General features: G+C 37.3%; 17 protein-coding genes. 13 read left to right on the top strand and 4 right to left on the bottom strand.

Annotation, left to right across the window (positions count from 1 at the left end; genetic code table 11):
• Positions 1–30: 30 nt before the first annotated feature.
• Entirely contained in the window at positions 31–849 is an 819-nt protein-coding gene (locus AC106K_RS20090; RefSeq protein WP_482447223.1) for a patatin-like phospholipase family protein, read from the top strand.
• Positions 850–907: 58 nt separating this feature from the next.
• Here the strand turns inward: AC106K_RS20090 and AC106K_RS20095 are convergent, their stop codons facing one another.
• Positions 908–1,912: a DHH family phosphoesterase gene (locus tag AC106K_RS20095; protein WP_482447224.1), complete on the bottom strand. Its 1,005-nt coding sequence runs from the start codon at positions 1,910–1,912 to the stop codon at positions 908–910.
• A 236-nt stretch (positions 1,913–2,148) separates the two neighbouring features.
• Here AC106K_RS20095 and rpmH point away from each other — a divergent pair, with 236 nt between their 5' ends.
• Positions 2,149–2,307: a 50S ribosomal protein L34 gene (gene rpmH, locus AC106K_RS20100; protein ID WP_039365072.1), complete on the top strand. Its 159-nt coding sequence runs from the start codon at positions 2,149–2,151 to the stop codon at positions 2,305–2,307.
• A 155-nt stretch (positions 2,308–2,462) separates the two neighbouring features.
• On the top strand, positions 2,463–3,173 hold the full coding sequence (locus AC106K_RS20105; protein ID WP_482447225.1) for a cell division ATP-binding protein FtsE: 711 nt from the start codon (positions 2,463–2,465) through the stop codon (positions 3,171–3,173).
• A 60-nt stretch (positions 3,174–3,233) separates the two neighbouring features.
• On the opposite strand, the gene AC106K_RS20110 is transcribed toward AC106K_RS20105, so the two are convergent.
• Genes AC106K_RS20110 through AC106K_RS20120 form a run of 3 tightly spaced genes read right to left on the bottom strand, consistent with a single transcriptional unit; the run spans position 3,234 to position 5,966 of the window.
• Positions 3,234–3,926, bottom strand: a complete 693-nt coding sequence (locus AC106K_RS20110) for a tRNA1(Val) (adenine(37)-N6)-methyltransferase (RefSeq protein WP_482447226.1) — start codon at positions 3,924–3,926, stop codon at positions 3,234–3,236.
• On the bottom strand, positions 3,926–5,380 hold the full coding sequence (locus AC106K_RS20115) for an ATP-binding protein (protein WP_482447227.1): 1,455 nt from the start codon (positions 5,378–5,380) through the stop codon (positions 3,926–3,928). Before AC106K_RS20115 ends, AC106K_RS20110 begins: the two co-directional genes overlap by 1 nt.
• Before the next feature lies 1 nt (position 5,381).
• Positions 5,382–5,966, bottom strand: a complete 585-nt coding sequence (locus tag AC106K_RS20120; RefSeq protein ID WP_047098785.1) for a riboflavin synthase — start codon at positions 5,964–5,966, stop codon at positions 5,382–5,384.
• 48 nt (positions 5,967–6,014) lie between these two features.
• Here AC106K_RS20120 and pdxA point away from each other — a divergent pair, with 48 nt between their 5' ends.
• The 10 genes from pdxA (at position 6,015) to AC106K_RS20170 (ending at position 15,234) form a co-directional block, all read left to right on the top strand.
• Positions 6,015–7,106, top strand: coding sequence for a 4-hydroxythreonine-4-phosphate dehydrogenase PdxA (gene pdxA, locus AC106K_RS20125; RefSeq protein WP_482447228.1), 1,092 nt, complete (start codon positions 6,015–6,017; stop codon positions 7,104–7,106).
• Between the two features lie 84 nt (positions 7,107–7,190).
• Positions 7,191–7,715 (top strand): YceD family protein, encoded by a 525-nt coding sequence (locus tag AC106K_RS20130; RefSeq protein ID WP_185288497.1) that lies wholly within the window; start codon positions 7,191–7,193, stop codon positions 7,713–7,715.
• 67 nt (positions 7,716–7,782) lie between these two features.
• Positions 7,783–7,986, top strand: coding sequence for a 50S ribosomal protein L32 (rpmF, locus tag AC106K_RS20135; protein ID WP_002976251.1), 204 nt, complete (start codon positions 7,783–7,785; stop codon positions 7,984–7,986).
• A 127-nt stretch (positions 7,987–8,113) separates the two neighbouring features.
• The gene (gene accB / locus AC106K_RS20140; RefSeq protein ID WP_065395338.1) at positions 8,114–8,596 is read left to right on the top strand and encodes an acetyl-CoA carboxylase biotin carboxyl carrier protein; all 483 of its coding nucleotides are present in this window, start codon (positions 8,114–8,116) and stop codon (positions 8,594–8,596) included.
• Positions 8,597–8,694: 98 nt separating this feature from the next.
• Positions 8,695–10,050 carry an acetyl-CoA carboxylase biotin carboxylase subunit gene (gene accC / locus AC106K_RS20145; protein WP_045501198.1) on the top strand — a complete coding sequence of 452 codons (1,356 nt, stop codon included), beginning with the start codon at positions 8,695–8,697 and terminating at the stop codon, positions 10,048–10,050.
• Between the two features lie 271 nt (positions 10,051–10,321).
• Positions 10,322–10,906: a Crp/Fnr family transcriptional regulator gene (locus AC106K_RS20150; protein WP_482447229.1), complete on the top strand. Its 585-nt coding sequence runs from the start codon at positions 10,322–10,324 to the stop codon at positions 10,904–10,906.
• 37 nt (positions 10,907–10,943) lie between these two features.
• Entirely contained in the window at positions 10,944–12,092 is a 1,149-nt protein-coding gene (locus tag AC106K_RS20155) for an FAD-dependent monooxygenase (RefSeq protein ID WP_482447230.1), read from the top strand.
• Positions 12,093–12,436: 344 nt separating this feature from the next.
• Positions 12,437–13,684, top strand: coding sequence for an ornithine--oxo-acid transaminase (gene rocD, locus AC106K_RS20160; RefSeq protein ID WP_482447231.1), 1,248 nt, complete (start codon positions 12,437–12,439; stop codon positions 13,682–13,684).
• Positions 13,685–14,473: a glycosyltransferase family 2 protein gene (locus AC106K_RS20165; protein ID WP_482447232.1), complete on the top strand. Its 789-nt coding sequence runs from the start codon at positions 13,685–13,687 to the stop codon at positions 14,471–14,473.
• Complete coding sequence (locus tag AC106K_RS20170) at positions 14,470–15,234, top strand: polysaccharide deacetylase family protein (protein WP_482447233.1); 765 nt, start codon at positions 14,470–14,472, stop codon at positions 15,232–15,234. Before AC106K_RS20165 ends, AC106K_RS20170 begins: the two co-directional genes overlap by 4 nt.
• Positions 15,235–15,237 lie beyond the last annotated feature (3 nt).

Below are 15,237 nucleotides of genomic sequence, written 5' to 3' on the forward strand. Positions count from 1 at the left end.
CCTGTATATTAGTAGGTAATAATTGCTGCAATGGGTCTGTTCTCGTTCAAAAAAAAGAAAAATCCGGTTATCGGGCTTACACTTTCAGGCGGAGGAATGCGTGGGATTGCCCATATTGCTGTTCTGAAAGCTTTGGAAGAATACAATCTGAAGCCTCATATTATCTCAGGAACCAGCGCAGGCTCTATTATCGGGGCTTTTTATTCTTTTGGAAAGAGTCCGGATGAAATGATGGAAATTGTACGTCAAACTTCTTTTTTCTCCCGATCTGCTTTAAAACTATCAAAAAACGGGATTTTCAGCTCCAATTTTATTTTAAAACTTTTCAAAGATTATTTTCCGGAAGACAATTTCAATATACTCAATATCCCGGTTTATGTAGCTGCCACGGAAATGACCCACGGCATTGTCGATTTCTTTTCCGAAGGAGAACTTTTCGGGCCTTTGCTGGCGTCATCCAGTGTTCCTTTCATTCTTCCCCCGGTAAGAATTGGAGACAAAATATATGTAGACGGTGGTGTTCTGGATAACCTTCCTATAGAACCTATTATTGACAAATGCGATTTTCTGATTGCCTCCCATGTCAACTCGATCAGCTATGATGAATTGAAAAAAATGAGTCTGCTGAAAGAATTCGACCGGATCCTTCACTTAGCTATTGCCAAATCGGTATATTCAAAGGTAAAGCACTGCAATATCTTTTTAGATCCTCCGAAGATGACGAGATACAGTCTTTTTAACAAAAAATATATGGACGAAATGTTCCGGCAGGTGTACGAGTATACGTGCATAGAGCTGGAAGAAAAAGGATACAGTAAAAACTGGAATCTCAATACGTCAAAGAGTTAGAATAAATTTACGGTTCAATTTTAGCCCTCTTTTACACCAATCAGCATCTTTAGTATTCCTATAAATTCTCTTCGATCAATCTTGCTTTAAAATTTTCAATAGTTCCTGCTAAAGAGTCATTGGATTTCCCACCTGCAGCATTAATATGCCCGCCTCCGTTGAAGTATTTTCTGGAGAACTGATTCACATCCACATCATCTTTACTTCGGAACGAGATCTTCACAAAGTCTTCATACAGATCCTCCATAAAAAATGCAGACATTTTCACTCCGGCAATGCTTAATCCATAGTTTACAAATCCTTCCGTATCACCTTTCTGGAAACCAAATTCTTTCAATTCATTTCTCGTGAGGCTCAAAATAGCTACCTGATTGTCATTCACTACCTCTATTCTTCCCAGGACTAAAGCCAGTAGATGCAGTCGGGAAACAGTATTGGTATCCCAAGTATTGGAGGTGATCATCGCAGGATCTGCTCCTTTTTCGATCAGGTTAGCAATGATTCTGTGAGTCGCTGCACTTGTGGAACGAAAACGAAAACCTCCGGTATCGGTCATAATCCCTGTATAAAGACATTCTGCCATATCCAGATTCACAAGTTTTTCATCATTCATTGCTTCAATAAAATGATAGATCATCTGTGATGTAGCCGGAATTACGGTATCAGAATATACGAAATCAAATTGCTCCGGCTGCTGATGATGGTCGATAAGAATTTTCTTACCCTGTGCTTTCACCAGCCAATCTCCTAATAATCCTATTCTTGACGGAGAATTAAAATCCAGGCAGAAAATAACATCTGCTCCGGCAATCATATCTGAAGCCAGCTTTCTTTTATATTCTGCAATAATCACTTTTTTAGATTCCGGCATCCATTTCAGAAACTTCGGAAAATCATTGGGTACAATTACCTCAGCATGAATTCCTTTTGCCTTCAGATAATGTTTCAATCCCAGGCTGGAACCAATAGCATCACCATCCGGATTGTAATGGGTAAGGATAACTATTTTGTTTTCAGGGCTAAGTAATGTATTGATTTCTAAAAGTTCTGCTGGTGTAAACATCTGGTGTTTATTTTCGTTAAAATTTAAGTTTTCAAAGATAGAGCTTTTATATAAATCATTTAAATATTATTTTTGCAGCGGGAAATTGGTTTCTCCATCGGGGTTTTTAAATACCTGATACAAAAACATCATATTTAAATTTTAAAAAAAGATAATTAAAGTTTGTAACTTATAAAATTTTATATATCTTTGCAACCTGAAAATTAATAGATTAATTACGATTTAAACATATAGTAATGAGTAAAAGAACATTCCAGCCATCAGAAAGAAAAAGAAGAAACAAACACGGTTTCAGAGAAAGAATGTCTACGCCAAATGGAAGAAGAGTTTTGGCTGCGAGAAGAGCTAAAGGCAGAAAGAGTTTAACTGTAAGTGCTGCACGCGCTAAGAGATAATCTTTTTATTATCATATACAAAACATGCTTGAGAAGTTTCTTTTCAGGCATTTTTTGTTGTTAAAATTTATTAAAATTAGAGTCAGATAGACTTCTTTTTTCTATTTTTAAAGTTTAAAAATTTTTTGTTAGAAAATAGCCTTTAAAATTAAATTATGCCACATACCAATATCTCCGGAGACAATATTATAAGTTTACAACATGCAAAAATTGCACAAAAAAACTTTACTGTTCTTTCTGATGTAAACCTTAACATTAAAAAAGGTAGATTCTGCTACCTTATCGGAAAAACAGGTTCCGGAAAAAGCTCCCTTCTGAAAACGCTTTACGGACACATCCCTTTAGCATCAGGACACGGAGCCGTGGTAGGGTTTGATCTGGCAAAGCTAAAACCTTCTGATATTCCTAACCTGAGAAGAAAACTAGGAATTGTATTCCAGGACTTCCAGTTATTGTCCGACAGAACCGTTGAAAAGAATCTGAAATTCGTTCTTGAAGCAACAGGATGGAACGATAAAGCAAAAATAGAAGACCGTATCAATGAGGTTTTGGGAAGCGTGAACATGAAGAGCAAAAAGCACAAAATGCCGCACGAACTTTCCGGAGGAGAGCAACAGCGTATTGCCATCGCAAGAGCCCTTCTGAACCACCCGGATCTGATCCTTGCAGACGAACCTACAGGAAACCTTGACCCGGAAACTTCTAATGAAATTATGACCTTATTGAAGCAGGTAGCCCTTGAAAATGGCGCAGCTGTAGTAATGGCAACTCACGATTACCACATGATCCAAAACTTCCCTGGTGAAGCTATCAGATGTGAAGATGGAAAAGTATCCGTACTGGATACAGCAGAATTATTCGAATAAGAATTAAAATGATGGAAAAGTCAGAAATTACCAACTTCTAAAGTCTAATTTCTAACTTCTCTATTTAAAGACATGAAACTCTTTTGTGAGTTCAAGATATTGGTCCGAGTATATTCTCGGACTTTTTTCTATAATAAACTCAGATTCCAGAAGATTTTTTTCCGTTGGAGAAAACTCCAGCACCAGTCTTTTTATTTTAGAGTTTTCGATGCCTTTAATATTGATTCTCTTGGTGAGAAAAAGATGATATTCTTTAGCGATTGCAATAAAGATCTCGCCGGCCTCAACCGGAATAATTACAGAAAGTAGACCGTCTTCAGATAAAATCTGGGCAGATTTACCTATTAGCTGGGTAAAATTCAATTCTACCGTCTGCCGGGCTATCTTATCCTTTTCTGATCCTGATTCTTCAAAATAGGGCGGATTGGAGACAATCAGATCAAACTTTTCTTTCGCCTCAAACGTTTTAAAATCCTGGTGAATATTTTTCAACCTTACATGAAAAGGAGCATTTTCAAAATTGAGCTTTGTAAGTGCAACCGCAGCTTCATTAATGTCTAATCCTAAAAAATCAGCCTGCGAATTTCTTTGTGCCAGCATTAATGAGATCAACCCGGTTCCGGTTCCCACTTCCAAAACACTGGATGCCAATCCAACATCCGCTAATGCCCCAAGCAGAACCCCGTCCGTCCCTACACGGAAGACGTCTCTGGACTGTTGAATTTCAAATTGTTTAAACTTAAAAGGCTTCACTATAAATTGGTAGGTAATGTGATGATAAATGTAGACCCCTTCCCTACTTCAGATTTCACAGAAATCTCTCCTTTATAATCTTCTATCATTTTTCTTACCATAGACAAACCGAGCCCCATCCCGCTGTTTTTGGAGGTAAAATTCGGTTCAAAGATTCTCTCATACATATTTTCAGGAATCCCGATTCCGTTGTCCTGAACAGAAATGATCACTCTTCTCTGATATTGTTCCACATCAACATTAATAATCAGTTTTCTCTCATCACTTTCTGCCTGCTTGGCATTGGTAACAAGATTGGTAATAATCCTGGACAGGTAAATTCTATCCATATTGATCATGATATTGCTCTTGTTGGCATGCATAAAAATGCTGTCGTCATTGAACACACGGAGAATATCTTCTACTTCCGTATTGAGGTTGATCACCTCATTATTTTTTTCCGGAAGTTTTGCAAATTCTGAGAAAGCAGAGGCAACGGTAGCAATCAGATCGATCTGATCCACCATCGTTTTGCTCATCAGTTTTACTTTTTCTTTAATATTCGGATCTTCAGGATCAAATTTTCTCTCAAAGTTCTGAATCGTCAGCTTCATTGGGGTAAGCGGATTCTTCACCTCATGAGCCACCTGTTTGGCCATTTCCCTCCAAGCCTCTTCGGAAGCTTTAAAACGAAGTCTTTCCTTTTGGTCCTGAATCTGAAGAATCATTCTGTTGTAAGCTCTTGCCAAAGCATTAAGCTCATCATTTTTATAGTACCTGATAGGGCGCATTTCATTTTCAAACAATGTAATACGGGTAATCATATCAGAAAACTTGGTAATGGTTTTTGCAAGACTGTTGGAGGTCACCCAGCTGATCCAGATACTGAAAAGAATAAGAAATATATCGACCAGAAGAATGTATTTTACATACTGATGAAGGACATCCAGATAAGCAGATTCGTTGTGATATAAAGGAATATAAACAATCGCGATAGGTTCAAGCTCATTATTTTTCAGCAAGAGATAAGAAGAGGTAAGCTTTGCATCTTTGGCAGCATCATACCTTGTCATATCTACCCTGGCATCTGTTGAAAGCACTTTATTAATGATCTCCATAGGAATAGTTTTCTGCTCAACCAAAGCCTCATCTTTATTAGACAGCAGATAATGCCCTTTCAGATCATAAAGAAAAATTTCATGTTGATTAATATCTCCTATCTCGAAAATCTTGTTCCCTAAAACTGCCGGAAGGTCTTTTGTCTCTATAACTTTCTGACTCACCGCATAATCCAGATACCGCATCACGGCATTGGTCTTATCCTGCATATCGATATTACTCTGCTGCAGAGAGTGATTTCTCAATACAAAGTAAGGAACAAGTGATGTAGCTACAACACTTAAAAAACATACCAGTAAGAAACCGAAAAATACCCGGTTCCTTAAGCTATATCCTTTATATTTATTAATTGACATCTTACTTTTTAATTAACCTAGCAATATACTTACCAATAATATCAAATTCCAGGTTAACTTTATCACCAATTTTTAAATTTTTCATATTGGTAAATTCCCATGTGTAAGGAATGATCGCTACAGAAAACTGTGCGTCCTCACTTTTTGCTACAGTAAGACTGATCCCGTTTACAGTGATTGAACCCTGAGGAACGGTCACAAAACTTCCATCGTTGTCATATTTCATCGTGATGAAATAACTTCCATCCTTATTTTCAATCCCAACAACCTCTCCTGTTTTATCAACATGTCCCTGAACGATATGACCATCCAATCTTCCGTCCATTTTCATGCAGCGTTCAAGATTTACAACGGTTCCCAACTCCCATTTTCCAAGGTTGGTTTTTTCAAGGGTTTCGTTGATGGCCGTCACCACATATTGATTGTCTTTGATTTCTACTACAGTAAGGCAGCAACCGTTATGAGCAAGACTTTGATCGATTTTAAGCTCGTTTGTAAAAGGGCATGTCAGGGTGAAATCTATGTTGCTTCCTTTTTCTTCAATTTTCTCAATAACACCAACTGCTTCAATAATTCCTGTGAACATATTATTTTTTGCTAAATTTGTAAATTATAATCTTCAAAGATAATCAAAATGAGCCCAAAAAACCATAAAGTACGAGTAGGAATTTCAATCGGTGATTTCAACGGCATCGGCCCGGAGATCATTATGAAGTCTCTGAAAGACAAAACCATTACGGATTTTTTCACTCCTGTAATTTTTGGTTCGGGGAAATTGTTCACTTATCAGAAAAATATTTTCAAGCTGAATCTTAATTTCAACTACGTTAATGAAGCTTCGCAGGCTCAGGCAGGAAAGCTTAATATGGTTAACCTGACCAAGGAAAACGTCAACGTAGAATTGGGAGTTCCTACTGAGGAATCTACCAAAATGGCTATTGATTCTTTAGAAGCTGCTACGGAAGCTTTGATGAAAGGAGACATTGATGTTCTTGTAACAGCTCCTATCAATAAGGATGAAATGGTAAAAATGGGCTTTAAACATGCCGGGCACACCGGGTATTTTGAAGAAAAATTCAGCAAGAAGGGACTGATGTTCCTGGTAACTGAAGATCTGAAAGTTGCGGTTTCTACCCATCATATTCCTATCGCTAAAATTGCGGAAAATATTTCCAAGGAAAAGATCAAGAAGCAGATCCGAGTCCTGAACCAAACGCTTATAGAAGATTTTTGTGTTCAGAAACCTAAGATTGCTGTTTTGGGATTAAACCCTCATGCAGGTGACGGCGGTGTGATCGGAACAGAAGAAATCGAAATCATTGCACCGGCAATCAAAGAACTTTCTGATAACGGGATCCTGACATTTGGGCCCTTCCCGGCAGACAGTTTCTTCCAGCCAGGTAAGTATAAAAACTTTGATGCGGTTTTAGCAATGTATCATGACCAGGGGCTGGCACCGTTCAAAACACTGGCTTATGAAGAAGGAGTAAATTATACGGCAGGACTTCCTTTTATCAGAACATCTCCGGATCATGGAGTCGCTTATGATATTGCGGGGAAAAATATTGCTGATGAACAGAGTTTTACAGAAGCTATTTTCACTGCAATCAATGTTTTCAAGAACAGAAGTGAATACAGCGAACTGATGAGTAATCGCCTGCAACCGAGAAAAATGGCTGTTGACAATGGAATAGATGAAGATCTTCCTGAGGAAACTGAAGCATAAATTGTTGAAACAAATTTTAAATTAATTTGTTTGGAATTTTATTTGTTATTATAAAAAAAATGCATATTTTTGCACACTCATTTTATGGACAAGTTAAGAAACTATGACGTAAGCTTTTCCGGACTTAAAAACGGGAAACACGAGTTCAAGTTTGAGATAGATAAAACGTTCTTTCAATTATTTGACACTGAGCAGGAATTTACAAATCCTAGGATAGAAGTGAATGTCTTACTGGATAAGCACACTACTTTTTTAGAGTTTGAGATTAAAATAAAAGGTTTGGTAGAGCTGGTTTGTGACATCACAAATGAAGACTTCGACTATCCTATTGAGAATGAAATCAAAATTCTGGTGAATTTCGGGGAAGAATATGATGACAGCAATGAAGATGTCATTACGATTCCTACCGGAGAGCATGCCTTCAATGTAGCACATCTGATCTACGAAAATGTAATGCTTTCTATCCCGATGAAAAAGATTTCACCGAATGTAAGTGATGAAGACATCAAAATCCTTGACCAGTTCAGTCCTAAAGATATTGAGGAAGAGGAAGAACATGAAAGTGACCCGAGATGGGATGCTTTAAGAAAATTAAGAGACAATAATTAAATAGAATAATTTAAATATGATGAGATGATGAATCTCATCGCTCATCAATTAAAAAAGTTATTAGAAAATGGCACATCCAAAGAGAAGACAGTCGTCTACAAGAAGAGATAAGAGAAGAACTCACTACAAAGCTGTAGTTCCTCAATTAGCTAAAGATGCAACAACAGGAGAGCTTCACCTATACCACAGAGCTCACTGGCATGAAGGGAAACTTTACTACAGAGGTAAAGTAGTATTGGAAAAAGAAGTAGCTGCTACTGAAGAAAACTAAGAGTCGCTTTTCGCTGAAAAAGCCTCATTTTAATACAAAAACCGCCCAATTTTGATAAAATTTGGCGGTTTTTTGTTGTTTTTTACGTTTTTTTGGTATCTTTGGCATCAAATCAAATATCAAATTTATGGACATTAAAGACATACAAAATCTTATCAAGTTTGTATCTAAGGCTGAAGTATCAGAGGTGAAGTACAAGACTAAAGATTTCGAAATCACTATTAAAACTCCATTAGCTGGAAGCGATGCTGTTTATGCACAACCTGCAGTATACCACACTGCACCACAAGCGGTAGCTGCTCCGGCACCTGTTGCCACTCCGGCTGCTGCCCCTGCTGAAAAAGCTGAAGCTGCATCTGATGACAGCAAATATGTAACGATCAAATCTCCAATGATCGGTACTTTCTATAGAAAGCCATCTCCGGATAAAGATGTATTCGTAAACGTAGGTGACGAAGTTTCTGTTGGTAAAGTAGTTTGCGTAATTGAAGCAATGAAATTATTCAACCAGATTGAATCTGAAATCAGCGGAAAAATCGTTAAAATCTTAGTTGACGATGCTACTCCGGTAGAATATGACCAACCATTATTCTTAGTAGATCCATCTTAATTTAGAAGTTAGATGTTAGACATTAGATGTTAGATTAAATTCTACATTAAAATAACATTATCTGATTTTCAAATTATCTAATTTTCAAATTGAAGAAGATGTTCAAAAAAATATTAATAGCCAATCGTGGCGAAATTGCAATGCGTATTTTACGTACTTGTAAAGAAATGGGAATCAAAACCGTTGCGGTATACTCTACTGCAGATAAAGACAGTCTTCACGTAAGATTTGCTGACGAAGCGGTTTGTATTGGTCCTGCGATGAGCAAAGACTCATACCTTAAAATCCCTAACATTATTGCTGCTGCAGAAATTACCAATGCAGACGCTATCCACCCAGGATACGGATTCTTATCTGAAAATGCTAATTTCTCAAGAATCTGCCAGAAGAACGGGATCAAATTTATTGGTGCTTCCCCTGAACAGATCGAGAAAATGGGAGATAAAGCGAACGCTAAAGCTACCATGAAAGCAGCAGGAGTACCATGTGTACCAGGTTCTGACGGTTTGATCGAGTCTTACGAGCACGCTGTAAAAGTTGCCGAAGAAACAGGATACCCTGTCATGATCAAAGCAACAGCCGGTGGTGGTGGTAAAGGAATGAGAGCTGTATGGAAAGCTGAAGACCTTAAAGATCACTGGGAATCTGCAATTCAGGAAGCTGTGGCTGCCTTTGGTAACGGAGGAATGTACATGGAAAAACTGATCGAAGAGCCTAGACACATCGAAATTCAGGTTGCAGGTGACCAATTCGGTAAAGCTTGCCACCTTTCTGAAAGAGACTGTTCTGTACAGAGAAGAAATCAGAAACTGACCGAGGAAACACCTTCTCCGTTCATGACAGACGAGCTTCGTGAGAAAATGGGTGACGCTGCTGTAAAAGCTGCTGAATTCATCGGGTACGAAGGAGTAGGAACTATCGAATTCCTTGTAGACAAGCACAGAAATTTCTATTTCATGGAAATGAATACAAGAATCCAGGTAGAGCACCCTATTACTGAGCAGGTAATTGATTATGACCTGATCAGAGAACAGATTCTTTTAGCTGCAGGAACACCTATTTCAGGAATCAACTATTATCCAAAATTACATTCTATCGAATGTAGAATCAACGCTGAAGATCCTTATGCAGACTTCAGACCGTCTCCGGGAAAAATCACAGGATTAAACATCCCTGGCGGACACGGAATCAGAGTAGATACTCACGTGTATTCCGGATATACAATCCCTTCTAACTACGACTCTATGATTGCTAAGCTTATCACTACGGCTCAAACCCGTGAGGAAGCGATTGCAAAAATGAGACGTGCTCTGGAAGAATTCTATATTGAAGGAGTAAAAACAACAATTCCTTTCCACAGACAACTGATGGATAATGAAGATTATCTTGCAGGAAACTACACTACAAAATTCATGGAAGATTTTGTAATGGATAGAAAATATGATAATCACTAAGATTATTTAATATATAACCTTTAATAATCCGTCGCACGGCATGTGTGACGGATTATTTATTTTTGGAAACAACGCAATGATTGATTCTTATCGTAATTATTTCCAGAATCCAACGGAGAAGAAAAAGGAGCCTCCAAAGCCACAATAATCATACTGTTTACTCTCTCCCATCGAGGATTTATTTTTGAACATAGTCGAATAGGAAAAGTTATTTTTGTAATGACAAAAGATAAATTTTATTGTAGCATCAATTCAAATTGACATAGAAGCAATGACATCAGCAATAAAAGAGAAATTAGCAGAGACACTTCAAATTTCAATGGAGCGTGTGGAGGAATTTTTGGAGATTTGTTACATCGAAAATTATGATAAAAACAAAGTTATAGAACCTAAAAATGGCGTTTTTAATCGTTTGGGATTCATTTTGAATGGTGCTGTACGGATTTATTATATCAATGAAAAAGGGGAAGACATCAGCTATCTTTTGCAAGTGAATAATGATGTGATTGGCGATTATGCAAGCTATATCACCGGCAAAAAATCAACAGCAGCTATAAAGACTCTTCTAAAAACGGAAGTTTTATATTTTGATAAAAAAGATATTGAGGCATTAATTCAAAAAGATATTTTTTGGATTGAATTAGCAAAACGTATATCCGATTTAGCTTTTTTGGATGCGAAACAAAGACTGGACGAATTGTTTTTTTATACACCGGAAGAACGCTATCTCAATTTATTGAAAAAGTCACCCGAAATCCTGAACAAAATTCCACAGAAATATATTTCCTCTTACTTAGGAATTACACCACAATCACTGAGCAGAATCCGGAAAAGAATTTACTCGTTCAAAAGTTAACTTAAGTGAACGTCTTTGGTTTTTCTGACCTTTAATTTTGTCTCATAATATAAATGTAATCACAATGAAAGTAGCAATTATTGGTGGCGGAATTGGCGGTTTGACAACAGCTCTGGCCTTACTAAAAAATAATCTGGATGTTACCATTTACGAAAGTGCAACCGAAATAAAACCCGTAGGTGCCGGAATTATCATGGCCAATAATGCAATGCAGGTTTTTGACAAGCTTGGCATTCGTCAGAAGATAGAAAAAGCAGGCCACAAAATTTCAACCATTACAATTACCGATCCACAGCTCAAGACCTTATCAGATGTACAACTGGATACATTTGAGCGTAAATATGGAGTATACAATACAGCGATTCATCGTGCCGATTTGCAAATGATTCTGGCTGAGGAAATTGGTTTTGAAAATATCAAACTCTCCAAACGCTTATCCAAAATCGAACAGGGAAACGGCTATCAACTCACTTTTGAAGACGGAAGCTTCGTTAATACAGATGTGGTTATAGGTGCAGATGGAATTAAATCGGTAGTGCGGCAGCAAGTTTTCAACATTGGAAAATTAAGATCCTCCAAACAGAAATGCTGGCGCGGTGTCAGCGAATTTGACTGGACCGCAAAATACAATCATCAAGCCGTTGAAGCCTGGGGAAAGGGTAAACGTTTTGGATTTGTAAGGATTAACGACCAAAAAGTCTATTGGTATGCTGTGATTAATGAAAATCTGGTTAAAAATCCGAATCATCTTGCTGAGCTTTTCGCTGATTTTAATCCGGAAGTTCCAAGAATGATTTCCGAAACACCTAAAGAGAAAATATTCGTCAACGACATTATCGATTTGGAACCTATTTATCAATGGCAAAAAGATCGCGTTTGTTTGATTGGTGATGCTGCACATGCAACAACTCCTAATATGGGACAAGGTGCCTGCCAGGCCATTGAAGACGCCTACGTTATCGGAAAACTTTTTGGTGAAGGAAAAAATGTAGATGAAGTTTTCAAACAATACGAAGAACTGCGTATGAAAAAAGCGCATTACATCGTCAACACGAGTTCAACAATTGGTAAAGTTTCTCATTATGAAAACAGTCTGGCAGCTTGGCTCCGCAATACTTTACTAAAGGCAACACCTAGCTCCATCAACGAAAAGCAGATGGAAAAAGTATTTGATATTACATACTAGAAGCAGTATATCATTTAATTATTGAATATAATAACAAAGGCTTTAAAAATGATGATCACCTCTTCCCCGCATTGGTATATGTTTCAGTTTTTTTAAATTTTATATGTTAATTATTCTTTAAAAAAATAATTATAGAACCCAAGGTTATCATTTACAAACCGGAGATATTTTTTATCATGAGTCCTAACTATAGATAAAAATAAGGGTAAAAATAATCAATACCAGTTTTTTCATTTGTGTAGTTATTCATTCTGATTTTCAAAAAAACAGTTCAATATTTTCTCAATGACTCCCCAAGACTTTATCTCATTAATATTGCTTAAATTTGTCGAAAATCAACAAATATGTCAACAGCAGAAACAACAAAAAACTCACAGTATTTTATTGACCTTGAAGACAAGCATGGAGCACACAATTACCACCCCCTTCCAGTAGTTCTGGATCGTGGAGAAGGTGTTTTCGTTTGGGATGTAGAGGGCAAAAGGTATTATGATTTTCTTTCAGCATATTCTGCTGTGAACCAGGGACACTCGCACCCGAAGATCGTAGGAGCATTGGTAGAGCAGGCTCAGAAGCTAGCTTTAACGTCAAGAGCATTCTACAACTCTAAATTGGGAGAATACGAGCAGAAGATTACCACTCTTTTTGGGTTTGATAAAGTATTACCGATGAACTCCGGGGCAGAAGCGGTGGAAACTGCTGTAAAGCTTGCCAGAAAATGGAGCTACGAAGTAAAAGGAATTTCAGAAAATGCAGCAAAGATCATCGTTTGTGAAAATAACTTCCACGGAAGAACAACAACGATCGTTTCTTTCTCTAATGATCCGGATGCCAACCAAAACTACGGACCTTTTACGCCAGGATTTATCAAAATTCCTTACAACGATATTGCAGCACTTGAAGAAGTTCTGAGCAGAGAAGCCGGGAATATTGCCGCTTTCCTTGTAGAACCTATTCAGGGAGAAGCAGGAGTATATGTTCCGGATGAAAACTTCCTGAAAAATGCTTCTGAACTGTGTAAAAAGCACAACGTTCTTTTCATTGCCGATGAAGTACAGACCGGTATTGCAAGAACAGGAAGATTAATCGCTTGTCACCACGAAGATGTGCAGCCCGATATTCTGATCCTAGGAAAAGCACTTTCCGGAGGAATGTATCCTGTATCTGCAGTTTTAGCGAATGACAGCATCATGAATGTTATCAAACCTGGACAACATGGTTCTACATTTGGCGGAAACCCGATTGCGTGTGCTGTAGCAGTAGCAGCTTTAGACGTTGTTGCTGAAGAAAAATTATCTGAAAGAGCGGAACAGCTTGGACAGTTATTCAGAGCTGAGATTGAAAAAATCATTGAAAAGTCTGACCTGATTACCAAAGTAAGAGGAAAAGGACTTTTGAACGCTATCCTGATCAACGATACTCCGGAAAGCTCTACGGCATGGAACCTTTGCCTGCAGCTGAAAGAAAACGGATTATTGGCAAAACCTACTCATGGTAATATCATCAGACTGGCACCGCCGTTGGTGATTACTGAAGAACAGCTATTGGATTGCGTAAAGATCATCGAAAAAACGATTCTCGAGTTCAAATAAATGGCTCTTTCCCTTGCAATCATTACCTATAATGAAGAAGAAAATATTGTAAGACTTCTAGATTCACTTATAGATACTGTGGATGAAATTATCATTGTCGATAGTTTTTCTACAGACAAAACAAAAGAGATTTGCACTCAACAATATCCTCAGGTAAAATTCTTTGAGAAAAAATTTAATGGGTATGGTGAACAAAAAAACCATGCCCTTAATTTATGCTCCCATGACTGGGTTCTGTTTCTCGATGCAGACGAAGTTCCGGATGAAAAACTGAGAAATTCTATCAGAAAAATAGCCACCTCAGAAAACCCGGAATTCAATATTTATAAAGCAAAATTCAACAACCATCTTGGGATTCACCTGATCAGATTCGGGGGTTGGGGAAATGTTTGCCGCGAAAGGCTCTTCAGAAAAAAATATGCAACTTATTCTGATGACAAGGTACATGAGTTTTTAATTACCGATCAGAAAGCGGGTCTTTTGGAGGGTAAAATAGACCATTACACCTACAAAAGCATTCATCATCATGTTTCGAAAATCAACAAATATTCGGATATGATGGCAGAAAAAATGTTTGAAAAGGGAAAAAAGATCAACCGTTTCAAAATCATTGTGAGCCCTATTTTTGAGTTTATCAAAGTTTTCATTTTTAAATTAGGTTTCCTGGATGGATTTCCTGGTTTTTACATTGCAAAAACAATGTCTTACTACACCTTTTTGAAGTACATCAAGCTTCGTGAGAAAATAAGGCTACTCGAAATTGAACAAAAATCCGGAAAAACAGCATGATCTTTTATTTCGTATTACTTGCCATGACAGCTTTTGTTGTCCTGTATTTTCGTCTCTACCTTTTTGCTTTCCCAAAAAACAGGCTGATCATCCTTATGTATCATCAGATAGCACAGGAAACCAACGAAGATCTTACCGTAAGTTTAAACAATCTTGAGCAGCAATTCAGCTATCTGAGCAAAAAAAAATATACTTCCAAATTCTTTTCGGAACTCAGTATCCCCACTCAAAAAAATATTATGATTACCTTTGATGACGGATATAGGAATAATTTTGAATATCTCCCGTCACTGCTGGAAAAATATAATCTGAAGGCAACGATTTTTATTCCAACGGCATTCATCGAAAAAGGATATAAAGATTTTGAAATGATGACCTTTGAAGAGATCCGGAGTCTGGATAAGAAATATTTTGAAATTGCTCTTCACAGCCATGCCCATGAAAACCTGAAAAATGTTTCTGCTGATTTTGTAAAAGAAGATCTTAAAAGGAATATGGAAATTCTGGAGGCTCAAAATATAGAATTTTCAAAAATTCTGGCCTATCCGTATGGCAAGTACCCTGTTAAAGAATCAGAAAAAAATAGATTTTTTTCTATATTGAAAGAAATAGGAATCGATTTTGCAGTAAGAATTGGTAACAAGGTCAATTATTTTCCTACACAGCATCCGTACGAGCTGTGCAGGGTAGATATAAAAGGCAAAGATTCGTTTATAAAGTTCAAATTAAAACTTATCTTTGGCAGATTAAAACTATTTTAAAAC

This window comes from Chryseobacterium sp. FR048 (genome assembly GCF_056844665.1).